Source organism: Pseudomonas helleri (genome assembly GCF_009600315.1).
GTDB classification, from domain to species: Bacteria; Pseudomonadota; Gammaproteobacteria; order Pseudomonadales; family Pseudomonadaceae; genus Aquipseudomonas; species Aquipseudomonas helleri_A.
Genome location: NZ_WIWC01000001.1, coordinates 22,209 through 44,467 on the forward strand (window position 1 = coordinate 22,209; position 22,259 = coordinate 44,467).

16 protein-coding genes are annotated in these 22,259 nt (G+C 56.9%); 10 read left to right on the forward strand and 6 right to left on the reverse strand.

The window, feature by feature from the left end; genetic code table 11:
- The first annotated feature begins 143 nt into the window (after positions 1 to 143).
- From fadB to GHN86_RS00145, 6 genes are all read left to right on the forward strand, one after another.
- Positions 144 to 2,291, forward strand: a complete 2,148-nt coding sequence (fadB, locus tag GHN86_RS00120; RefSeq protein ID WP_153377061.1) for a fatty acid oxidation complex subunit alpha FadB — start codon at positions 144 to 146, stop codon at positions 2,289 to 2,291.
- 27 nt (positions 2,292 to 2,318) lie between these two features.
- The gene (gene fadA, locus GHN86_RS00125) at positions 2,319 to 3,494 is read left to right on the forward strand and encodes an acetyl-CoA C-acyltransferase FadA (RefSeq protein WP_153377380.1); all 1,176 of its coding nucleotides are present in this window, start codon (positions 2,319 to 2,321) and stop codon (positions 3,492 to 3,494) included.
- Positions 3,495 to 3,579: 85 nt separating this feature from the next.
- The gene (locus tag GHN86_RS00130) at positions 3,580 to 3,816 is read left to right on the forward strand and encodes a DUF1653 domain-containing protein (RefSeq protein WP_153377062.1); all 237 of its coding nucleotides are present in this window, start codon (positions 3,580 to 3,582) and stop codon (positions 3,814 to 3,816) included.
- A gap of 114 nt (positions 3,817 to 3,930) precedes the next feature.
- Positions 3,931 to 6,558 carry a type I DNA topoisomerase gene (gene topA, locus GHN86_RS00135; RefSeq protein WP_153377063.1) on the forward strand — a complete coding sequence of 876 codons (2,628 nt, stop codon included), beginning with the start codon at positions 3,931 to 3,933 and terminating at the stop codon, positions 6,556 to 6,558.
- Positions 6,559 to 6,856: 298 nt separating this feature from the next.
- The gene (locus tag GHN86_RS00140; protein WP_153377064.1) at positions 6,857 to 7,378 is read left to right on the forward strand and encodes a DUF6586 family protein; all 522 of its coding nucleotides are present in this window, start codon (positions 6,857 to 6,859) and stop codon (positions 7,376 to 7,378) included.
- 118 nt (positions 7,379 to 7,496) lie between these two features.
- Positions 7,497 to 7,730 (forward strand): hypothetical protein, encoded by a 234-nt coding sequence (locus GHN86_RS00145; RefSeq protein WP_153377065.1) that lies wholly within the window; start codon positions 7,497 to 7,499, stop codon positions 7,728 to 7,730.
- A gap of 71 nt (positions 7,731 to 7,801) precedes the next feature.
- Here GHN86_RS00145 and sulA read toward each other — a convergent pair whose 3' ends face one another.
- The gene (sulA, locus tag GHN86_RS00150; RefSeq protein ID WP_153385924.1) at positions 7,802 to 8,275 is read right to left on the reverse strand and encodes an SOS-induced cell division inhibitor SulA; all 474 of its coding nucleotides are present in this window, start codon (positions 8,273 to 8,275) and stop codon (positions 7,802 to 7,804) included.
- A 12-nt stretch (positions 8,276 to 8,287) separates the two neighbouring features.
- Positions 8,288 to 8,896 carry a transcriptional repressor LexA gene (lexA, locus tag GHN86_RS00155; RefSeq protein WP_029611310.1) on the reverse strand — a complete coding sequence of 203 codons (609 nt, stop codon included), beginning with the start codon at positions 8,894 to 8,896 and terminating at the stop codon, positions 8,288 to 8,290.
- Between the two features lie 261 nt (positions 8,897 to 9,157).
- Here lexA and GHN86_RS00160 point away from each other — a divergent pair, with 261 nt between their 5' ends.
- The 3 genes from GHN86_RS00160 to GHN86_RS00170 all read left to right on the forward strand — a co-directional run bounded on the left by GHN86_RS00160 (position 9,158) and on the right by GHN86_RS00170 (position 11,796).
- Positions 9,158 to 9,865: a TetR/AcrR family transcriptional regulator gene (locus GHN86_RS00160; protein WP_153377067.1), complete on the forward strand. Its 708-nt coding sequence runs from the start codon at positions 9,158 to 9,160 to the stop codon at positions 9,863 to 9,865.
- 181 nt (positions 9,866 to 10,046) lie between these two features.
- The gene (gene nagZ / locus GHN86_RS00165) at positions 10,047 to 11,045 is read left to right on the forward strand and encodes a beta-N-acetylhexosaminidase (RefSeq protein ID WP_194286174.1); all 999 of its coding nucleotides are present in this window, start codon (positions 10,047 to 10,049) and stop codon (positions 11,043 to 11,045) included.
- 13 nt (positions 11,046 to 11,058) lie between these two features.
- Positions 11,059 to 11,796, forward strand: a complete 738-nt coding sequence (locus GHN86_RS00170) for an S-methyl-5'-thioinosine phosphorylase (protein WP_153385925.1) — start codon at positions 11,059 to 11,061, stop codon at positions 11,794 to 11,796.
- Positions 11,797 to 11,972: 176 nt separating this feature from the next.
- On the opposite strand, the gene GHN86_RS00175 is transcribed toward GHN86_RS00170, so the two are convergent.
- Together GHN86_RS00175 and mfd are read right to left on the reverse strand one after the other, a co-directional pair.
- A complete protein-coding gene (locus tag GHN86_RS00175) occupies positions 11,973 to 14,675 on the reverse strand; it encodes a DEAD/DEAH box helicase (RefSeq protein WP_153385926.1) in 2,703 nt (900 codons plus the stop codon).
- Between the two features lie 21 nt (positions 14,676 to 14,696).
- Complete coding sequence (gene mfd, locus GHN86_RS00180) at positions 14,697 to 18,146, reverse strand: transcription-repair coupling factor (RefSeq protein ID WP_323369941.1); 3,450 nt, start codon at positions 18,144 to 18,146, stop codon at positions 14,697 to 14,699.
- A gap of 286 nt (positions 18,147 to 18,432) precedes the next feature.
- On the opposite strand from mfd, the gene GHN86_RS00185 reads away from it, so the two are divergent.
- On the forward strand, positions 18,433 to 19,896 hold the full coding sequence (locus tag GHN86_RS00185) for a glyceraldehyde-3-phosphate dehydrogenase (RefSeq protein WP_153377071.1): 1,464 nt from the start codon (positions 18,433 to 18,435) through the stop codon (positions 19,894 to 19,896).
- 208 nt (positions 19,897 to 20,104) lie between these two features.
- Here GHN86_RS00185 and GHN86_RS00190 read toward each other — a convergent pair whose 3' ends face one another.
- Together GHN86_RS00190 and GHN86_RS00195 are read right to left on the reverse strand one after the other, a co-directional pair.
- On the reverse strand, positions 20,105 to 21,403 hold the full coding sequence (locus GHN86_RS00190; RefSeq protein ID WP_153377072.1) for an MFS transporter: 1,299 nt from the start codon (positions 21,401 to 21,403) through the stop codon (positions 20,105 to 20,107).
- A gap of 155 nt (positions 21,404 to 21,558) precedes the next feature.
- Positions 21,559 to 22,122: a chalcone isomerase family protein gene (locus tag GHN86_RS00195; protein ID WP_153377073.1), complete on the reverse strand. Its 564-nt coding sequence runs from the start codon at positions 22,120 to 22,122 to the stop codon at positions 21,559 to 21,561.
- Positions 22,123 to 22,259 lie beyond the last annotated feature (137 nt).

The following is a 22,259-nucleotide window of genomic DNA, read 5'->3' on the forward strand; positions in this document are numbered from 1 at the left end:
TAAGGCGATGCTCGCATCACCCCGATTATCGCGTTGGCGGGTGTGCCTGGCAGATTGGCATCAGCCTTGACAAAAGATCAATGGCAGCCAGATGCAGGCGTGCGACGTGTACTGTTCAGCTTCCATATCCTGGAGATCAGTTGATGATTTACGAAGGTAAAGCCATCACGGTTACGGCTCTTGAAAGTGGCATCGTCGAACTCAAGTTCGACCTCAAGGGTGAGTCCGTCAACAAGTTCAACCGTCTAACCCTGAACGAATTGCGTCAGGCGGTAGATGCGATCAAGGCAGACGCCTCGGTCAAGGGTGTCATCGTTTCCAGCGGCAAAGACGTATTTATCGTCGGCGCAGACATCACCGAATTCGTCGAAAACTTCAAGTTGCCGGATGCCGAGCTGATTGCTGGCAACCTCGAAGCCAACAAAATCTTCAGCGATTTCGAAGACCTCAATGTTCCGACTGTGGCTGCCATCAATGGCATCGCGTTGGGCGGCGGTCTGGAAATGTGTCTGGCGGCGGACTTCCGTGTGATGGCCGACAGCGCCAAAATCGGCCTGCCGGAAGTCAAGCTGGGCATTTACCCGGGTTTTGGCGGCACTGTTCGTTTGCCACGCTTGATCGGTGTTGATAATGCCGTTGAGTGGATTGCCTCCGGAAAAGAAAACCGTGCAGAAGACGCGCTGAAAGTCAGCGCGGTTGATGCGGTGGTGACGGCTGACAAACTGGGTACTGCAGCGCTCGATCTGATCAAGCGCGCTATCAGTGGCGAGCTGGACTACAAAGCCAAACGCCAGCCGAAGCTTGAAAAGCTCAAGCTGAATGCCATTGAGCAAATGATGGCATTCGAGACCGCCAAAGGTTTCGTGGCCGGTCAGGCTGGCCCGAACTATCCGGCGCCGGTTGAAGCGATCAAGACCATCCAGAAAGCCGCGAACTTCGGTCGTGACAAGGCGCTGGAAGTGGAAGCTGCGGGTTTCGCCAAACTGGCCAAAACCTCGGCTTCGCAATGCTTGATCGGGCTGTTCCTGAACGATCAGGAGCTGAAGAAAAAAGCCAAAATCTACGACAAAATCGCCAAAGACGTGAAGCAGGCTGCCGTTCTCGGTGCCGGCATCATGGGTGGCGGTATTGCCTATCAGTCGGCCTCCAAAGGTACGCCGATCCTGATGAAAGACATCAACGAGCACGGTATCGAGCAAGGGCTGGCTGAAGCCGCCAAGTTGCTGGTGGGCCGCGTTGATAAAGGTCGCATGACTCCGGCGAAAATGGCCGAAGTGCTTAACGGCATTCGTCCTACGCTGTCTTACGGCGATTTCGGTAACGTCGACCTGGTGGTCGAAGCGGTTGTCGAGAACCCGAAGGTCAAACAGGCTGTGCTGGCGGAAGTGGAAAACCACGTACGCGAAGACGCGATTCTGGCGTCCAACACGTCGACCATTTCCATCAGCCTGTTGGCCAAAGCCCTCAAGCGTCCGGAAAACTTCGTGGGCATGCACTTCTTCAACCCGGTGCACATGATGCCGCTGGTTGAAGTGATTCGTGGTGAGAAGTCGAGCGATCTGGCCGTGGCAACCACCGTTGCTTACGCCAAGAAAATGGGCAAAAACCCAATTGTGGTCAATGACTGCCCGGGCTTTTTGGTCAACCGTGTGCTGTTCCCGTACTTCGGCGGTTTTGCCAAGCTGGTCAGCGCCGGTGTCGACTTTGTGCGCATCGATAAAGTCATGGAGAAATTCGGCTGGCCGATGGGCCCGGCCTACCTGATGGACGTGGTCGGCATCGACACCGGCCACCACGGTCGTGACGTGATGGCTGAAGGTTTCCCTGACCGCATGAAAGACGATCGTCGCTCGGCGATTGATGCGCTGTACGACGCCAAGCGTCTGGGTCAGAAAAACGGCAAGGGTTTCTACGCCTACGAAGAAGACAAGCGTGGCAAGCAGAAGAAGGTCGTTGATTCCAGCGTACTTGAAGTGCTCAAGCCTATTGTTTACGAGCAACGCGAGGTGACCGACGAAGACATCATCAACTGGATGATGATCCCGTTGTGTCTGGAAACTGTGCGCTGCCTGGAAGACGGCATCGTTGAAACCGCCGCCGAGGCCGACATGGGTCTGGTCTACGGCATTGGTTTCCCACTGTTCCGTGGCGGCGCGTTGCGCTACATCGACTCGATCGGTGTTGCACAGTTCGTGGCCCTGGCCGATCAGTACGCTGAACTGGGCGCGCTGTACCACCCGACTGCGAAGCTGCGTGAAATGGCCAAGAACGGTCAGAGCTTCTTCGGTTAAGCGCCCCATTAGAGTGAGAGTGAAATGATGAGCTTGAATCCTAGAGACGTGGTGATTGTCGACTTCGGTCGCACCCCGATGGGCCGCTCCAAGGGTGGCATGCACCGCAACACCCGTGCTGAAGACATGTCTGCGCACCTGATCAGCAAAGTTCTGGAGCGCAACAACAAGGTCGACCCTAAAGAAGTCGAAGATGTGATCTGGGGCTGTGTGAACCAGACCCTGGAGCAGGGCTGGAACATCGCGCGCATGGCGTCGTTGATGACCCAGATCCCGCACACCTCGGCTGCACAAACCGTTAGCCGCCTGTGTGGCTCATCGATGAGCGCGTTGCACACGGCTGCGCAAGCGATCATGACCGGCAACGGTGACGTTTTCGTGGTTGGCGGCGTCGAGCATATGGGCCACGTGAGCATGATGCACGGCGTTGACCCTAACCCGCACATGTCGCTGTACGCGGCCAAAGCCTCGGGCATGATGGGCTTGACCGCTGAAATGCTGGGCAAGATGCATGGCATCACCCGTGAGCAACAGGATGCCTTTGCTGTGCGTTCTCACCAGTTGGCCCACAAGGCAACGGTTGAAGGCAAGTTCAAAGACGAAATCATCCCGATGCAGGGTTATGACGAAAACGGTTTCCTGAAAGTTTTCGACTACGATGAAACCATTCGTCCGGACACTACCCTTGAAAGCCTGGCGGCCTTGAAGCCAGCGTTTAACCCCAAGGGCGGCACCGTGACAGCGGGCACCTCGTCGCAGATTACCGATGGTGCTTCGTGCATGATCGTGATGTCTGCCCAGCGTGCTAAAGACCTTGGTCTTGAGCCGTTGGCCGTGATTCGTTCGATGGCAGTTGCAGGTGTGGACCCGGCCATCATGGGCTATGGTCCTGTACCGGCCACGCAAAAAGCATTGAAGCGTGCGGGCTTGAATATGGCCGATATCGACTTCATTGAGCTTAACGAAGCCTTTGCTGCACAGGCACTGCCGGTGCTGAAAGATTTGAAAGTGCTCGACAAGATGGATGAGAAGGTTAACCTGCACGGCGGTGCCATCGCTCTGGGTCATCCATTTGGATGCTCAGGTGCGCGTATCTCCGGTACCTTGCTCAATGTCATGAAGCAAAATGGCGGCACTTTCGGGTTGTCGACCATGTGCATTGGTCTTGGCCAGGGCATTGCCACCGTCTTCGAACGCGTTTAACGCGTAGCGTTGATGGAAGCCGGGGCCATGTGCCCCGGTTTTGTTTTTTAAGCGTTTTAAATTTTTTTCTTTGAAGGAGCGCAATATGTCGGTACAACTTGGGCTCTATCAGCACTACAAAGGTCCGCATTATCGGGTGTTCAATGTGGCGCGCCACTCCGAAACCGAGGAGCAGGTTGTTTTCTATCAAGCCCTGCACGGTGAGTTCGGTTACTGGGTACGCCCGTTAAGCATGTTTCTTGAAACGGTGGAATTCGAGGGCAAAACCGTCCCGCGCTTCGCCCTTGTTCAAGAAGAACCGAGCATTTTTCCCAAGGTATAAGTAGTGGTCGCGCAGCACCCTGCGCTTGACCTCACCTTATAGCCACTATATATAGCGGTGCCGCGTCAGGCGCGAACCGCCTTTCACTTCTAGAATTCAGGAATTTTCTGATCCATGGGCAAATCGCTGGTCATTGTGGAATCCCCGGCTAAGGCCAAGACCATCAACAAGTACTTGGGCAACGAGTACGTGGTGAAGTCGAGTATCGGCCATATCCGAGACCTGCCCACCAGCGGTTCGGCTAGCGCCAGTAAAGAACCTGCTGCCAAGCGTGGTAAGGCCGCGGCCGGCGAAGCGCCTGCCCTGTCGCCCAAAGAGAAGGCTCAAAAGCAGCTGATCTCGCGCATGGGCGTCGATCCGGAACACGGCTGGAAAGCCAAGTACGAGATCCTTCCCGGCAAGGAAAAGGTGATTGAAGAGCTGCGCCGGCTCGCCAAGGATGCTGACACCATCTATCTCGCAACCGACTTGGATCGCGAGGGGGAAGCTATTGCCTGGCACCTGCGCGAAGCCATAGGTGGTGATGACAGCCGCTACAAGCGCGTGGTGTTCAACGAAATCACCAAGAAAGCGATTCAGGAAGCTTTCTCCAAGCCGGGCGAGCTGGACATCAATCGGGTAAACGCCCAGCAGGCGCGTCGTTTCCTCGATCGCGTGGTGGGTTACATGGTTTCGCCACTGCTGTGGGCGAAAATCGCCCGTGGCCTGTCGGCCGGTCGTGTGCAATCGGTGGCGGTAAAGCTGGTGGTTGAGCGTGAGCGTGAGATTCGCGCCTTCAACCCTGAAGAGTATTGGGAAATCCATGCAGACCTTGGCACTGCCAAGGGCGCGAAAGTGCGCTTTGATGTCGCCCGTGAAAAAGGCGAAGCGTTCAAGCCGCTGAACGAAGCTCAGGCGATGGCCGCGCTGGAAAAGCTCAAGGCGTCCAGCTACAGCATCGTCAAGCGTGAAGACAAGCCGACCAGCAGCAAGCCTTCGGCACCGTTTATTACATCCACCCTGCAACAGGCTGCGAGTAATCGCCTGGGCTTCGGGGTGAAGAAAACCATGATGATGGCTCAGCGTCTGTATGAAGCGGGCTACATCACGTATATGCGTACTGACTCCACCAACCTCTCGGCTGATGCGCTGGAAATGGCGCGTACCTACATTGAAGGTGAATTCGGCGCGGACTACCTGCCGCCAGCACCTAACGTGTACAGCAGCAAGGAAGGCGCACAAGAGGCTCACGAAGCGATTCGTCCTTCTGATGTGAATATGCACCCGAGCAAGCTGTCGGGTATGGAGCGCGACGCTGAGCGCCTTTACGAGCTGATCTGGCGTCAGTTCGTGGCGTGCCAGATGCTGCCGGCCAAATATCTGTCGACCACGGTCACTGTGGCAGCCGGTGACTTTGAGCTGCGCGCCAAGGGTCGCATCCTCAAGTTTGACGGTTATACCCGTGTCATGCCGCAAATTGCCAAACCCGGCGACGATGACGTTCTGCCCGACATGGCGCAGGGCGACAAGCTGAAACTGATCGAGCTGGATCCGAGCCAGCATTTCACCAAACCGCCCGCACGTTACTCCGAGGCCAGTCTGGTGAAGGAGATGGAAAAACGCGGGATTGGTCGTCCGTCGACCTATGCTGCAATCATCGGCACCATTCAGGATCGTGGTTACGTGGCGTTGCATAACCGCCGCTTCTACTCCGAAAAAATGGGCGACATCGTCACCGAGCGTTTGTCCGAAAGCTTCTCTGATCTGATGGACTACGGCTTTACGGCCGGTATGGAAGAGAACCTCGACGACGTGGCTCATGGCGAGCGCGACTGGAAAAACGTGCTGGACGAGTTCTACGGCGACTTCAAAAAGAAACTCGAAGTCGCGGCGGCGCCTGAAGGCGGCATGCGTGCCAACCAACCGGTAATGACCGATATTCCGTGCAAGGAATGCGGTCGTCCCATGCAGATTCGTACAGCATCGACGGGTGTTTTCCTCGGTTGCTCCGGCTACAGCCTGCCGCCTAAAGAGCGCTGCAAGGCCACAGTCAACCTGGTACCGGGCGATGAAATTGCCGCCGACGATGAAGGCGAGTCTGAATCGTTGGTGTTGTTGGGCAAGCACCGTTGCCCGATTTGCAGCACGGCGATGGATGCTTACTTGCTGGATGAGAAGCACAAACTTCACATCTGCGGTAACAACCCGGACTGCGTAGGCTACGAAATTGAAGAAGGCAACTACCGCATCAAGGGCTACGAAGGGCCTAGCCTGGAGTGCGACAAGTGCGGTAGTGAGATGCAGCTTAAAACCGGACGTTTCGGCAAGTTCTTTGGGTGTACCAATCCAGAGTGCAAAAACACCCGCAAACTGCTGAAAAGTGGTGAAGCGGCGCCGCCGAAAATGGACCCGGTCAAAATGCCGGAACTGAAGTGCGAGAAAGTAAACGACACGTATATCTTGCGCGACGGTGCGTCCGGTCTGTTCCTGGCGGCTAGCCAGTTCCCGAAAAACCGCGAGACGCGTGCGCCGTTGGTGATCGAGATTGTTCCGCACAAGGACGAGATTGATCCCAAGTACCACTTCCTGTGTGAAGCGCCGAAGAAAGACCCTGATGGTCGTCCCGCGGTTATTCGCTACAGCCGCAAGACCAAAGAGCAGTACGTACAGACTGAAGTAGACGGCAAGCCTACGGGCTGGCGTGCGTTCTACGACGGCAATAGCTGGAAGGTTGAAGACAAGCGTAAAGACAAAGACGCTTGATCTGAGCTGACCGCTGGATAAAAACCGCGCAAGGGCTGCATGCCTTGCGCGGTTTTTTTGTGTGTGGGACGTAGCAGCTGACGAGTAGTGCGAGGCTGCGTTCGGCGGCGTAGCCGTCGTTAAGTCAGGCGCCGCGCAGCATCAGTGAGTCCGGGATATTCGGTTTTACGCTCGCTGCGCGACCGAACGCAGCCTGCGGCAGCTGCTACGAAAGGGTTGTCAGCAAATGCTTGCTCCAATGACCTGACATCCCTGAGACTGCATCACTGCCTTTACCCTTTCGTAGTGGAGCGCCCGAATGGCTCATGAACTCTATACCCGCACCAATCAGAAAATTTATTTCGCCGGTCTGGCGCTTGAAGCCATGAGGAAGGCAGGTGAAGGCCGAGCCATGAATGCACAGGCCTTGCTGCAAGCTGAGCGCGAATCGGCGGTCTTTCATTTATATGGCGCTTTGCTGGGGTTGTGTCATGAAATTGCCGGATTTTACCGGCTGTCTCAAGCCAATGCGTCACGGGTTGAGCTGTTGCTTACCCAGCAAGTGCTGGATGAAAAGGCAATTCCCGAATTGGCTGAGCTGGTAGAGCTGGCCCGAGCGCCTCAGACCTGGCTGGCACAGCTGGTTGCGGCTCATGCGGCGCTGTATCTACCGTTGCAAGCGCCGAAAAAGATCAAGGTCGATGTGTTTCAGCCGTTGATTGAGGCGGTCAATCTTGAAGATGAGACGTCTCCGCAATTGGCTCAGGAAACGTTGGAAGAGTGGCGACAAAACCTGAAGGGGTTAGCCATTCGCTTTCGAGAAGGCCTTAATGAGTGCTGAAGGTCGCGCCTAAAACTGTACAGTCAGTCATCACTTTCTAATGATTGCGGTGTATATCCTGGAAAATTCTCAAAGGATGACTGATATAATCTCGCGCTTTCGTGGAGAACAATTTTTTATGCCAACGTCCTTTCTAGAAATTGTCGAATTGCCAGATGGCCGTATCGAACTGCGCCGGGCTGAAGACGAAGGGTCTCTGGTGACGCTGGACTTCTCTGAAGATGCCAAGGCATTTCTTCAGGGGCAGCATGTAGAAGTGGCGAAAGCCATGCTGAGTGTGGGTGTGCAAATGGCCGGGCGTCTGGCTGAAGGCGACCTTGAGCAAGATGATGGGCCACGCATTCTTCATTAAGCGACCCGCCAGGCTCTGTGCCACAGCAAGGCTAGTGCGTTCTGCACTGGCCCTGTGGTTGTCTTAGCTATTTATCCCAAGCGAATATTCAGACTTTGCCCATTGCCTGCGCGTGCTGCGCTGATCAGCTGTTGGCGCGCGGCGCCGTTCAGTGGGTTGATCCAGCTCACGACTGTGTGGCTGCGGCCCAGGCGAAGGGCTTCGCAGGTCAGTTGTAGCGCGCTTTTATTGCCGTTGGGTTGCAACAGCAAAATACGCTCTCGGTTGAGGCCTGCGTCGCGCAGCCAGCTTTGAGTCAGGCTTGGTGGCGGGGCAATCAGGGTCAGCCATCGTGCGTGTTGCTGTTCGCTTAGTTCGCGCAGCATGGGCGCAAGCAGGTTCAGGCAGTTCTCGGCGGCACCGCGTAAAGACAGTTCGCTGAAGACTTCAGGTTCTGCGCTCCAGGGTGTTTCAAGCACTTCTTTGATCGTGGTGGGCATGGGTTGCGCCATGAACACTTCGAACAAGGGTAGTTGTGCAGGCAGCGGTGTGTGCGGGAACTGCATGGCGCCTCCTAATTAGCGACGTATAACGCCTACGCTCAGGCCTTCGATTACCAGTTCCTGCTCTTTGAGATTCACTTCAATGGGCGCGAAATCGGGGTTTTCAGCGATCAGCCAGACTTTGCTGCCTTCTCGTTTGAAGCGTTTTACAGTTACTTCGTCGTCGATACGCGCCACGACGATCTGACCGTTACGGGCCTCGCGGCAGGTATGTACGGCTAAAAGGTCGCCATCAAATATGCCGACGTCCTTCATGCTCATGCCTTGGACCCGCAGCAGGTAGTCGGCCCGGGGATGGAAGAAGGTCGGGTTGATGTTGCAGGACTCTTCGACGTGTTCCTGTGCCAGGATCGGGGCGCCGGCTGCGACGCGACCAATGATGGGCAGTGTTGACTCGTCGGCCTTGGCCTCGAAGCCCGGGATGCGAATGCCGCGTGACGCGCCGGGGGTCATCTCGATGGCGCCCTTGCGGGCCAGTGCCTTGAGGTGCTCTTCGGCGGCGTTCGGGGACTTGAAGCCCAGTTCCTGTGCGATCTCGGCACGGGTGGGCGGGTATCCGTTGTCATCCAGGCATCGCTTGATGAAAGCCAGGATCTCTGCTTGGCGTGGCGTCAGTTTTAACATGGTGATCGCTCTGTTTTTTTATACAGTGACTGGGATTATATACAGTGAAGGCCTATTGGCAATCATCCATTTCCTGTAGTCCGCTGGACGGTCGCCTATAGGCTAATTGTGCAGGCATTTGTGGGGTGAGGATGGACAGGCTATGGCTGTGTTTTAATGCCAGACCGGCCAGTCGTAAAACGAACACGTTACCTTGACTTTTTACAAACTGAAACGTATGTTTCAAACACCTGTTTTAAGTGTTTTTCAGCCGGAGTAAACATGGCCCAGTCGGAAACCGTTGAACGTATCCTTGATGCTGCTGAGCAGTTGTTCGCGGAAAAAGGTTTTGCCGAAACTTCATTGCGGCTGATTACCAGCAAGGCCGGGGTTAACCTCGCAGCCGTCAATTATCATTTTGGGTCCAAGAAGGCGTTGATTCAGGCGGTTTTTTCGCGTTTTCTAGGGCCTTTCTGCGCCAATCTGGATCGTGAACTTGAGCGGCGTCAGGGCAAGCCTGAGCAGCGTCCCACGCTGGAAGAACTGCTTGAAATGCTGGTCGAACAAGCGCTGGTGATTCAACCGCGCAGCGGAAATGACCTGTCAATTTTCATGCGTTTGTTGGGGCTTGCGTTCAGTCAGAGCCAAGGCCACTTGCGCCGTTACCTCGAAGACATGTACGGCAAAGTGTTCCGTCGCTATATGTTGTTGGTTAACGAAGCTGCGCCGCAAATTCCTCCCATAGAACTGTTCTGGCGCGTGCATTTTATGCTCGGTGCGGCGGCATTCAGCATGTCCGGGATCAAGGCTTTGCGGGCGATAGCGGAAACCGATTTTGGGATCAATACCTCCATCGAGCAGGTGATGCGCCTAATGGTGCCCTTTCTGGCCGCAGGCATGCGCGCCGAAAGCGGGGTTGTTGACCCCGCCATGGCCAGCGCTCAAATGCGCCCGCGGACCAAAACCTCACAGGCTGCCCTTAAGGTTTGACCTGTACGGGTGGGCGCGGCAGCGCAGTTCCGCTAAGCTAGCCGCCATGCCCAACCCTGACTTATTCCCGTTTGCCGATGTACCGCTGCAATCCTCGATTGCGGCGCGAATGGCTGTGTCCATACGTTCGCGGCAGGTAATGAGCGCTCTCTTTATTTAAGGATTTTCCATGAGTTCAGCCCTGCAAGGCTCCTTGATGGTAGACGTGGCCGGTACTTGGCTGACGGCCGAAGACCGGCAATTGCTGCGCCAGCCTGAGGTGGGCGGGCTGATCATTTTTGCGCGCAATATCGAGCACCCCCGTCAGGTACGTGAATTAAGTGCCTCGATCCGTGCTGTGCGCCCGGACCTGTTACTGGCGGTGGATCAGGAAGGTGGCCGTGTTCAGCGGCTGCGCCAAGGCTTTGTAAGGTTGCCGGCGATGCGCGCCATTGCGGACAATCCGAATGCAGAGTATCTGGCCGAGCAGTGTGGCTGGATCATGGCCACCGAAGTTCTGGCTGTGGGTCTGGATTTGAGCTTTGCCCCGGTACTGGATCTGGACTACCAGCGCAGTGCTGTGGTGGGCAGTCGCTCATTCGAGGGTGATCCTGAGCGCGCCGCGACCTTGGCTGGCGCTTTCATCCGCGGCATGAATGATGCTGGCATGGCGGCCACCGGCAAACATTTCCCGGGGCACGGCTGGGCAGAAGCTGACTCCCATGTGGCCATCCCGACAGACGAACGTAGCCTTGAAGACATTCGCGCTCATGATCTCGTGCCGTTTGCACGTCTGAGCAAGCAACTGGCGGCAGTCATGCCAGCCCATGTGATCTACCCGCAAGTTGACAGCCAGCCAGCCGGTTTCTCTCGTCGCTGGTTACAGGATATTTTGCGCGGCGAACTGCAATTTGATGGCGTGATTTTCAGTGACGATCTGTCAATGGCCGGTGCTCACGTCGTGGGCGATGCCGCCAGTCGTATCGAAGCGGCCTTGTCGGCAGGCTGCGACATGGGCTTGGTGTGCAACGATCGCGCTGCTGCCGAACTGGCACTTAGCGCTGCCCAGCGCTTGAAGGTCACGCCTTCGCCACGCATTGCGCGCATGCGCGCTCAAGCCTGGGCCAGTACTGATTATCGCCAGAGCCCGCGTTGGTTGGTGGCGATGGGCGCACTCAAAGATGCTCAATTAATTGATTAAGGGATCTGCCTCAATGACGGTTTACGCAATTATTGGCGGTACAGGGCTGACTCAGCTTGAAGGGCTGACCATCAGCCGCTCGCTGGCACTCGATACGCCGTATGGCCCGACCTCTGCGGATATTCAGATCGGTGAGTTCGGCGGGCGTGAGGTGCTGTTTTTGGCCCGTCATGGCCATCCGCATCGCGTACCGCCGCATCAGATTAACTACCGCGCCAACCTGTGGGCGTTGAAGCAAGCGGGTGCCGAAGCGATTCTGGCAGTGAATGCCGTTGGCGGAATTCATATGGCGATGGGCACAGGGCATTTCTGCGTGCCGCATCAGCTGATTGACTACACCAGTGGCCGTGAGCACACCTATTTTGCCGGTGATCTGGAGCAGGTGACCCACATCGATTTCAGTTACCCCTATACCGAGTCTTTGCGGGAGCAGTTGATTGCGGCACTGGCGGCTGAAGGTTGCTCCTACAGTAGTCACGGCGTGTACGCGGCCACACAGGGGCCACGTCTTGAGACGGTGGCGGAAATTGCCCGCCTTGAGCGTGATGGTTGCGACATTGTGGGGATGACCGGCATGCCTGAAGCGGCGCTGGCCCGTGAGCTGGGGCTGGATTACGCGTGCCTGGCGCTGGTGGTCAACCCGGCGGCGGGTAAATCGACGGCAATCATTACCATGGCCGAGATTGAGCAGGCGCTGCATGACGGCATGGGCAAGGTCAAAGCGACCTTGGCGCGGGTGTTGGCGGGGTAGAACTTCAACTCCCGTAGTCGCTGCCAAGGAACGAAGGCTGCGATCGACTGAAACGCTGGCGTAAAACCTTTATTGAGGCGAATCGAGTACACCGCAGTGCTCGGTTTTTACACAATGCAGGCCGATCGCAGCCTTCGTTCCTTGGCAGCGACTACGCAGGCGAGCTGAGCCGGGGATCAGCGCTTCTCGACCTTTGGCGGCAGCGGGGCGAACAAGGCTTCGATGTCGTCGTCGTGAAGTTTCCAGTCTCCGGCGATTCTTCCGTCCAGCACGCCTGCCGCCAAATCCGACTTTTCCTGCTGCAAGTGCTGGATTTTCTCTTCCACGGTGCCGCGGGCAATCATCTTGTACACAAACACCGGCTTTTCCTGGCCAATTCGGTAGGCTCGGTCGGTTGCCTGATTTTCCGCGGCTGGGTTCCACCACGGGTCGTAGTGGATCACGGTGTCGGCTTCGGTCAGATTCAAACCGACCCCACCGGCCTTTAGGCTGATCAGGAAAATCTGTAATTTACCGCTTTGGAAGTCCTTAACTGGCGTGCGTCGATCGCGGGTCTGGCCGGTGAGCAGGGCGTAGCGAATGTTGCGTTTTTTCAACTCGGCTTCGATCAGGCGCAGCATGGAGGTGAACTGCGAAAACAGCAGAATGCGTCGACCTTCGGCGAACAGTTCATCGAGCATGTCCAGCAAACTGTCGAGCTTGCCCGAAGTACTGCCTTTCTTGGGCGGTGTCTCGCTAACCAGTCGCAGGTCACAGCACACCTGGCGAAGTTTGAGCAGCGCTTCAAGAATAATGATTTGGCTACGTCCTACCCCTTTGCGGGTAATTTCGTCGCGAACTTTTTTGTCCATCGCCAAGCGCATGGTTTCGTACACGTCACGCTGCGCTTCGTTCAGATCAACCCAGTGGATGATCTCGGTTTTAGGCGGCAGTTCAGTGGCCACTTGTTCTTTGGTGCGGCGCAGCAGGAAGGGTTTGATCCGCGCATTCAGGTGTTGCAAGCGCTCGTCATTGCCGTGGCGTTCGATGGGTACTCGGTAGTTGCGGTTAAAGTGTTGAGCGTCGCCCAGCCAGCCCGGCATCAAGAAGTGAAACAGCGACCACAGTTCGCCCAAGTGGTTTTCCAGTGGCGTACCGGAAAGGCACAGGCGTTGGCGTGCAACCAGCTCGCAGGCCGCTTGTGAGGCTTTGCTGCCGGGATTCTTGATGTACTGGGCTTCATCGAGGATGAGCAGGTGCAGGGGCAGTTTTGCCAAGTGCTCGATGTCTTTGGGCAACAAGGCGTAGGTGGTCAGAATGACGTCGTAATCGTTGAGATGCGCAAAGTGTTTTTTTCGCGTAGGCCCATACAGCGCCAGCACGTTGAGTTGCGGTGTGAAGTGCGCCGCTTCGTCGAGCCAGTTGGGGATCAGGCTAGTGGGCATGATCACCATCGCGGGTCGATCAAGTCGTCCGGCGTTCTTTTCGCTCAGAATGTGCGCCAGTGTTTGCAGGGTTTTACCCAGACCCATGTCATCCGCAAGGATGCCGCCGACTTCAAGTTGGCGTAACGACTGCATCCAGCTCAAACCTTCCAGCTGATAAGGCCGCAAGGTGGCGTTGAGGCCTTCGGGCGCCTCGACGCTGAAATCCTTGATGTCGCGCAGGCGTTGGGCAAAACCGCGAATATGTTCGCCACCTTCCCAGCGCAGGGGCAGCCCATCCAGCGCATTAAGACGCGGCGCGTCGGCACTTTTGATGCGCAGGGTGGTGGCACCCGGTTCGCTCAGATAGAACTCGCCCAGCGTGGCCAATACCGGTTTCAGACGGCCATACGGCAGCGCCACTTGCAGCGGGCCGTGGTCGCTGTTGGGTGTGGCCGGAATATTGACCAATATCAGTTCGTCATCTCGGCGTCTGGCCAGTTTTTCGGGGCTGAGGAGGTCTGTGTGCGAGCGCATCAGGTTGAGCAGAATGGGCAACAGGCTCAGGCGCTGGCCGTTGACGATGATGCCCAACTCCAGATCGAACCAGTCATGTTCCGGGGCTTCTTCAACGTTGGCGTACCAGTCCTCGACAGGGGACAGGTCAAAGCCAAAGTCTTCATCAATCAGTAATTCCCAACCCTGCCCGCGCAAGGCGGGTAACTGGTTGAGCGTGAAATTCAACCAGGCGCTGTCGTTGACCATTTCAAACAACTCACCGGCACTTTCGGGCAGCGCTTTACTTTGGCGAGTGGCGATTTTGAAACCCAGCTCGCGCAGCTGTTCGCGGTAGGCGTTTTCCGCGGCGGGGCGGCGTTTGATGCGTAACGTTTGGTGATCCTGACGAATCACCACATCGGTATTTTTCTGCCCGCTGACATAGTGCTCAAAGTAGTTGAAGGACAGGGCTGCGCGGTGCTGGGTATAGCGCTGCATTTTGCCGTTGCGCGGTTCAAAGGCGCTGAATTCGGCGCTGGCAAGCCACAGGCGTGGCACCGGTTGCACATCGTCGATCAGCACTTCAGGCAGGTTGGCAGGGCGGCGTGAGTCGAGTACGGCCTGGAGTTTTTCCAGAAGCTCGGCGTCCTGGGCAGCGGCAGGGTAGTTCAAGGTGTCTTCAATCTTCAGTAATACAGCAGCAGTATGCTTGCAGTTAACGCGAACAGGGCACGTACAGTGCGCGCTGACCAAGAGCAAAGTGCCTTTGGCCGACTCGCGCAGTTCAATGGTCTGACGATAAATGCTGTCACCTGAGCCTTGGCAACTGGCTGTGATCAAGCTATCGCCAACCTGAGCAATTCTGACACGGTTTTCCAGAGCGTAGCGGCGGCCACGCTCCAGACTTTGTTCCTTGAAGCGGCTGACCCAAGTGGCTGCGAGCGGCTTGGTCAGGGTGGGGGTCAGGCTCAAGGGCATGGCAGTTTCATTCGATGGCCATCAGGAAGACTTCGGCGTCAGACGTTCAAACAGCGCTTCGATGGTGTTGAAACGCTCGTCAGCGCGCTCCATGGGTACCATGAATTTGAACAGGGTCGCGCCTTCGAACTTATAACGGTTGGGCTGGCCCTGGATCAGTTTGATCAGTACCAGCGGATCAACCGGTGTGTCGGAGGCGAATTCGATACGACCGCCTTGCGGACCTGCGTCTACTTTTTTGATGCCCAGCTGCTCGGCTTGCAGCTTGAGCGCCGTAATACGCACCAGATTTTTGGTCGGCTCCGGGAGTAGCCCAAAGCGGTCGATCATCTCGACTTGCAGGTCTTTGAGGCCCTCTTCGTCGCTGGCGTTGGCAATGCGCTTGTAGAGGATCAGTCGCGCGTGCACATCCGGCAGATACGCCTCAGGGATCAAGGCTGGTACACGCAGGTTGATTTCCGGCCCGCCCCCCAGCGGCTGGTCGAGGTTGGGTTGTTCGCCCTTGCGGATCGATTTCACTGCGCGTTCGAGCATTTCCATGTACAGGGTAAAGCCGACGGCTTGAATCTGCCCGCTTTGGCCATCGCCCAGCAGCTCGCCTGCGCCACGAATTTCGAGGTCGTTGGTGGCCAGCACAAAGCCGGCGCCAAGGTCCTGAGTGTTGGCAATGGCTTCGAGGCGTTTTTGCGCGTCGCTGGTAATTTGTTTACGCGGCGGCGTCAGCAAATACGCATACGCCTGGTGGTGACTGCGTCCGACACGACCGCGCAATTGGTGCAACTGCGCCAGACCGAACTTGTCAGCCCGTTCGATGATGATGGTGTTTGCGCTCGGCACGTCAATACCGGTCTCGATGATGGTCGAGGCAATCAGCACGTTGAATCGTTTGTGATAAAAGTCGCTCATCACCTGTTCGAGTTCGCGCTCACGCATCTGCCCGTGGCCGATGCCGATGCGGGCTTCCGGCACCAGCTCTGCGAGGTCAGCGGCGCATTTTTCGATGGTTTTCACATCGTTGTGCAGGTAGTAAACCTGGCCGCCACGCAGCAACTCACGCAACAGCGCTTCTTTGATCGTGCTGTTGTTTTGCTCCATGACGAAGGTGCGCACGGACAGGCGGCGAGCTGGCGGCGTGGCAATGATCGACAAGTCACGCATGCCCGACACTGCCATGTTCAGAGTGCGTGGGATCGGCGTGGCAGTGAGGGTGAGAATATCGACTTCACTGCGCAGGGCTTTTAGCTGTTCTTTCTGACGAACCCCGAAGCGGTGTTCTTCGTCGATGATCACCAGCCCCAGATTTTTGATCTTTACATCGTCTTGCAGCAGTTTGTGGGTACCGATGACGATGTCGATTTTGCCTTCGGCCAGATCCGCCACTGCCGCGTTGATTTTTTTGGCGGATTTAAATCGGCTCATGACTTCAACCCGTACCGGCCAGTCGGCAAAACGGTCGCGGAAGCTGTTGTAGTGTTGCTGAGCGAGCAGGGTAGTAGGCACCAAAATGGCCACCTGACGACCGCCATGCACCGCAATAAAAGCAGCGCGCATGGCCACTTCGGTTTTGCCGAAACCTACGTCGCCACACACCAGGCGATCCATCGGTTTGGGCGACAGCATGTCGGCGCGCACGGCTTCGATGGTGGTTTGCTGGTCGGGGGTTTCTTCAAACGGGAAACCGGCACTGAAGGTCGCGTAGTCGGCCTTCGGGTCTTCAAACGCATACCCTTCACGGGCGGCGCGGCGGGCGTAGATATCCAGCAGTTCAGCTGCCACATCACGCACTTGCTCGGCGGCTTTGCGCTTGGCTTTCTGCCAGGTTTCCGAGCCCAGGCGGTGCAGCGGCGCCAGTTCATCGTCGCTGCCGGTGTAGCGGGCGATCAGGTGCAGGTTGGCCACCGGCACATAAAGCTTGGCGCCTTCGGCGTATTCGAGGGTCAGGAATTCAGCGATCTGATTGTCGACTTCAAGGGTAGCCAGCCCCTGGTAGCGGCCCACACCGTGGTCGATATGCACCACGGGGGCGCCTTCACGCAACTCGGTGAGGTTCTTGATGACCGCATCATTGTTGGCGTCGGCGCGTTTGTCGCGACGTCGACGCTGCATCACCCGTTGACCGAACAACGGACTTTCGGCGATCAGCGCCAGCGCTGGATCGTCCAGTAACAGGCCTTCATCCAGCGGGGCGATGGTGATTGCCAGGCGGTGTTTGCTGGTGACGAAATCGCCCCAGCTGTCGACCGTCTTGGGCTTTAGTTTCAGGCGATCAAGCAGTTCAAGCAGGACTTCACGGCGCCCGGCGGATTCGGCGGTAAACAGCACGCGGCCCTCGAATTGATCGAGAAAGCCTGACAGGGCATGCAGCGGCTGGTTGGCCTTGGCTTCTATGGCCAGATTGGGCAGTTTTTGCGCCGGGAAACGCTCGCCACTGCTGCCGGGCTCTACATCGTCCTGACTGACCACCACGCGTGGCCAGTTTTTCAGGCGGGCGAAGCAATCTTCAACAGGCAAAAACAATTCGGCGGGTGGCAGCAAGGGGCGCGACGGGTCGACACGGCGTTCTTCGTAGCGGTTGCGTACGTCCGACCAGAAGTTTTCGCAGGCTTTTTCAATGCCGGGCAGCGAGAACACCTGGGTGTCAGCGGGCAGGTAGTCGAACAGCGTCGAGGTTTCGTCGAAAAACAACGGCAGGTAGTACTCGATACCGGCCGGGGTAATCCCGCTGCTTAAGTCCTGAAAGATCGGGCAGCGGCGGAAGTCGACATCAAAACGTTCGCGAAAGCGTGCCTTGAAACGGGTGACGGCATCTTTTTGCAGCGGAAACTCGCGGGCCGGAAGCAGGCGGACTGATTCAACCTTGTCGATGGAACGCTGGGTTTCCGGGTCGAAGGTGCGCAGGGTTTCGATTTCGTCGTCGAACAAGTCGATGCGGTAAGGCAGTTTGCTGCCCATCGGGAACAGATCGATCAACGCACCGCGCACCGCGAACTCGCCGTGCTCATACACCGTATCAACGCAGCGGTAGCCGCTGGCTTCGAGGCGAGTGCGCATTTGCTCGACATCAAGCTTCTGGCCGATGTCCAGCACCAGGCTGCTGCCGAGCAGAAACTTGGTGGGCGCCAGACGATGTAGGGCCGTGGTAATCGGCACTACCAAAACGCCATGACTCAGCTCGGGTAGCCGGTACAAACTGGCAATACGCTGGGAAATGATGTCTTGGTGGGGCGAGAACAGGTCGTAGGGCAGGGTTTCCCAGTCGGGAAAATGCAGCACCGGCAAATCGGGCGCAAAAAACCTTAATTCCTGCTCAAGACGTTCGGCGCTTTGGCTGTCCGCTGTCAGCAGCAGTGTAAAGCGCTGGGCGGCGCTGGCGGCTTCGGCAATGGCCAGGCTCAGGGCGGCACCGGGCAGGTTGCTCCAGTGCTGTTTACCTGCCGTAGCAGGGAGTTTCGGTAGACGCAGGACGGGCACGGAAGGTTGAGCTCCAAGCGTTGCGGCAAAGTCGGCAAGTGTAACGGGCCAAGGGGCTGGCTGTCAGTTACCGTCTTTTAGCGCCATTGAAATCAGCAGATGTGGACGAACATGGGGGCGCAAGAGGCGCTGCGCAAGGGCATTTCACCCGAGAAAAGCGCCTTTGTAGATTTTTTTTCGCCTATATTCGTTGAGGCTTAATCGTTTCAGTAGCGACGTGTGACAGGCGTGCATTGCCCCTGCCTGGGTGCAGCGGCATAATGTAGCCCCTTTTTTCAGCCCCTACATGTGGAAGGTTCCCGTGACTCAGAAGCCCGACCAGTGTCTTGGTGAATGGATCGACCGTGAAGCACTCGCAGAAGCGATGATTCCGCTAATCGGCCAGCTTTACCGCAATAACAACGTGGTGAGCTCGATCTATGGCCGCAGCCTGATCAACCGTTCAGTCATTGCGATTCTTAAAGCGCACCGCTTTGCTCGCCATCGTCAGTCCGATGACATCGAATTGTCCGTGCACGATACGTTCCCGCTGCTTAAAGCAATGAGCGAGCTCAAGCTCGGCGCTGCTTCGGTAGACCTGGGCAAGCTGGCCGTCAAATTCAAGGCTGAGGGCAATGGGCGGACTGCCGAGCAGTTCGTTCGTGATGAGTTGGCCGATGTCGTGGGTCAGCAAAACGCTGCAGCCCGTAAAGGCACCGACGTTGTGTTGTACGGTTTCGGTCGTATCGGACGCTTGCTGGCGCGCATCCTGATCGAAAAAACCGGTGGCGGCGACGGCCTGCGTCTGCGTGCCATTGTCGTGCGTAAAGGCGCCGATAACGACCTGGTCAAGCGTGCAAGCCTGTTGCGTCGTGACTCGGTTCACGGCCCGTTCGATGGCACCATCGTGGTGGATGAAGAAAACAACACGATTACCGCCAACGGCAACCTGATTCAGGTGATCTACGCGAAGAACCCGACCGAGGTGGATTACACCCAATACGGCATTGAAAACGCACTGCTGGTGGATAACACCGGTGTATGGCGTGATGCTGAAGGTCTGGGCCAGCACTTGCAGTGCCCTGGCGTTGACCGTGTGGTGCTGACCGCGCCGGGCAAAGGCAAGCTGAAAAACATCGTTCATGGCATCAACCATGGCGAAATCACGGCTGACGACAAGATCGTCTCGGCAGCCTCCTGCACCACCAACGCCATCGTGCCGGTGCTCAAGGCAGTCAACGACAAGTTCGGTATCGTCAACGGTCACGTTGAAACGGTTCACTCGTACACCAACGACCAGAACCTGATCGACAACTTCCACAAAGGCGATCGCCGTGGTCGTAGCGCCGCGTTGAACATGGTAATCACCGAGACCGGTGCAGCCACTGCTGCGGCCAAGGCGCTGCCTGAGCTGGCTGGCAAGCTGACTGGTAACGCGATTCGCGTCCCTACGCCGAACGTGTCGATGGCGATTCTCAACCTCAACCTTGAGAAGCCAGCAACGCGTGAAGAAATGAACGAGTACCTGCGTCACATGGCGCTGCACTCCGATCTGCACAAGCAAATCGACTTTGTGAGCTCGCAGGAAGTGGTTTCCACTGACTTCGTGGGTTCGCGTCACGCCGGTGTGGTGGATGCTGAAGCGACTATCTGCAATGACAACCGCGTTGTGCTGTACGTGTGGTACGACAACGAATTCGGTTACAGCTGTCAGGTAGTGCGAGTGATGGAAGACATGGCTGGGGTTAACCCGCCAGCGTTCCCGCGCTAAGCAACCGCAGCAACTGAAAACGCCCCGACATGTCGGGGCGTTTTTGTGTGTGCTGTCATTTACTTTTGTAGCAGCTGCCGCAGGCTGCGTCCGATTGCGCAGCGATCGTAAAACCTGTGCTCGTGGTATGTCTGAGAAACCACGACTACAGGTTTTGCGACGGTTTCACCGCCGGACGCAGCCTGCGGCAGCTGCTACGGGGCATGAGTCAGGCGTTAGCCGGCACTGCCGATTGCGCTGTACGCAGTTGATGCTGATTGCCACGAAACAGCACCACGGTTGCGATCAGTCCCAATACAGCCGCACCCGTCAACCACAAACCGGGAGCGGCCTTGTTATCCAGCACATGGATCAGGTAAGTACAGGCCGCCGGGGTGAAGCCACCGAACGTCGCGGTCGCCAGGCTGTAAGCCAGTGAAAAACCGGTGGTGCGGACTTCAATCGGCATGATTTCGGTCAGGGCGACCACCATAGCGCCGTTATACGAGCCGTACAGGAATGACAGCCACAATTCGACAATCAGCAAATGGCTGAAACTTGGATTGGCCACGAGCCATGACAAGGCCGGGTAGGCGGTCAAGATGGCCAGTATCGTCGATCCCAGCAGCAGTGGCTTGCGCCCGATTTTGTCAGACAGCGAACCCATGACCGGCAGCCAGAAGAAGTTCGACAGGCCGATGCACACGGTCACCAGCAAAGCTTGCAGATCCGTCAGGTTCAGTTCTGCCTTGCCGAAAGTCGGGGTGTAGGCGGTGATCAGGTAGAACGACACGGTGGTCATGATCACCAAAGCCATGCCGCCGAGCACCAGGCCAAAGTTTTGCCCGACAGAACGCACGATTTCGCGCAACGTGGGGTGATGCTTGCGGGCTTCAAACTCCGGGGTTTCCTGCATGGATTTACGGACGACAAAGATCACCGGCACGATCATGCAGCCAATCAGGAAAGGGATACGCCAGCCCCATTCACCCATTTCGGCGGGGCTCAGCCAGTGGTTGAGGCCTACGCCCAGCAAACCGGCAAACACTACCGCCGCTTGTTGGCTGGCGGACTGCCAGCTTACAAAGAAGCCTTTACGGCCCGGTGTGGCTATCTCTGCCAGATAGACCGAAACTCCGCCCAGCTCCACGCCGGCAGAGAAACCTTGCAGTAAACGGCCCAGCAGTACCAGCAGCGGGGCGGCGACGCCCAGAGTGGAATAGCCCGGTACGCAGGCAATCAGCACCGTGCCCATGGCCATCAGGGCCAATGTAATGATCAGGCCTTTGCGGCGGCCGTGGCGGTCGATGTATGCACCGAGAAAAATGGCACCCAGAGGGCGCATCAGGAAACCGGCGCCGAACGTCGCCAGGGCAAGCATCAGTGAGGCAAAAGCGCTATCGGTGGGAAAGAAGGTTTTGGCAATGGCCGTGGCGTAAAAGCCGAAGACCATAAAGTCGAACATCTCAAGAAAGTTACCGCTGACAACGCGAAAAATCGCTTTGCCTGTGCCCGTACTGGAGGCCATCAGAAATCACCCGCTGTTATCTGTTTTATGCGTAATCCATGTTTTTTTGCTAGTCCGCACTGCAAGGGCCGAGCATTGGCTTTTGCCCAAAACAGTTTTGTAACCATATGTGTATCAAATTATGTAGGCAACTGTTGTGGGGACTACAGGGCGGGTCAGGGGGTAAGTTTCATCAAGGTCTTACGCAGGTTTTCGGGCAAACCGTCGGGCGCGAGCCAGATGCCGAGATAGGTTTTGGCCAGTGCAGGGTTCTGGCTGTTGAAAATCACCTTGCCATTGCGTTCAAGGTTCAGGCCGCGTTGGGGTGAGAAATTCAAGGTGAGGCGATCACCGCGTTTGATGTCGCCGAAGCTGTCTTGTAATTTTTTCAGTTCGGGTACGAGGGGCGTCAATACGGTTGGCGGGTGTTGGCGCTCAAGGATGGTCGCGGAGGCTTTGATGATATCGCTGTGTTTCAGGTCGCGTAGATAGAACAGTTCCAGACGCAGGTCGCGCTGCTGATCAAACGCTTGCTGGGGAGGCACGCCCGAGGCGGTGTACAGCGCGGCGGCATAAATATCGGCCCAGAGGTAGGTCAGAACAATCTGACCTTGGCGCGGCATGATCTGCGAGCCTTCGCGCCATTGCGCAGGGAAGCTGGCCTCGTTTATAAGCGCAGCATCGTCGGCCGCAACGGCGGCGTTGAAGGTCAGCGCAAGAGCGATCAATAGCTGGCGCATTTGGCTATCCGATGGGGCGTGTGGATTGAGGTTATGCCAGTTTTTTGAATTTATGTCGCAGGAGGCATTGTGATTGTGTAGTGAATGCAAAAATAGCCAACGACCAGACCAAGGGTTAATGTTCGCGGCGTTCAGGC

Bases quoted from the DNA above. Each gene is read 5' to 3' on its own strand.
- GHN86_RS00190 (WP_153377072.1), bottom strand. From the start codon at position 21,403: ATGGCCTCCAGTACGGGCACAGGCAAAGCGATTTTTCGCGTTGTCAGC.
- GHN86_RS00140 (WP_153377064.1), top strand. From the start codon at position 6,857: ATGGCTCATGAACTCTATACCCGCACCAATCAGAAAATTTATTTCGCC.
- fadB (WP_153377061.1), top strand. From the start codon at position 144: ATGATTTACGAAGGTAAAGCCATCACGGTTACGGCTCTTGAAAGTGGC.
- GHN86_RS00130 (WP_153377062.1), top strand. From the start codon at position 3,580: ATGTCGGTACAACTTGGGCTCTATCAGCACTACAAAGGTCCGCATTAT.
- GHN86_RS00185 (WP_153377071.1), top strand. From the start codon at position 18,433: ATGTGGAAGGTTCCCGTGACTCAGAAGCCCGACCAGTGTCTTGGTGAA.
- fadA (WP_153377380.1), top strand. From the start codon at position 2,319: ATGAGCTTGAATCCTAGAGACGTGGTGATTGTCGACTTCGGTCGCACC.
- GHN86_RS00160 (WP_153377067.1), top strand. From the start codon at position 9,158: ATGGCCCAGTCGGAAACCGTTGAACGTATCCTTGATGCTGCTGAGCAG.
- GHN86_RS00175 (WP_153385926.1), bottom strand. From the start codon at position 14,675: ATGCCCTTGAGCCTGACCCCCACCCTGACCAAGCCGCTCGCAGCCACT.
- GHN86_RS00195 (WP_153377073.1), bottom strand. From the start codon at position 22,122: ATGCGCCAGCTATTGATCGCTCTTGCGCTGACCTTCAACGCCGCCGTT.
- lexA (WP_029611310.1), bottom strand. From the start codon at position 8,896: ATGTTAAAACTGACGCCACGCCAAGCAGAGATCCTGGCTTTCATCAAG.
- sulA (WP_153385924.1), bottom strand. From the start codon at position 8,275: ATGCAGTTCCCGCACACACCGCTGCCTGCACAACTACCCTTGTTCGAA.
- GHN86_RS00145 (WP_153377065.1), top strand. From the start codon at position 7,497: ATGCCAACGTCCTTTCTAGAAATTGTCGAATTGCCAGATGGCCGTATC.
- topA (WP_153377063.1), top strand. From the start codon at position 3,931: ATGGGCAAATCGCTGGTCATTGTGGAATCCCCGGCTAAGGCCAAGACC.
- GHN86_RS00170 (WP_153385925.1), top strand. From the start codon at position 11,059: ATGACGGTTTACGCAATTATTGGCGGTACAGGGCTGACTCAGCTTGAA.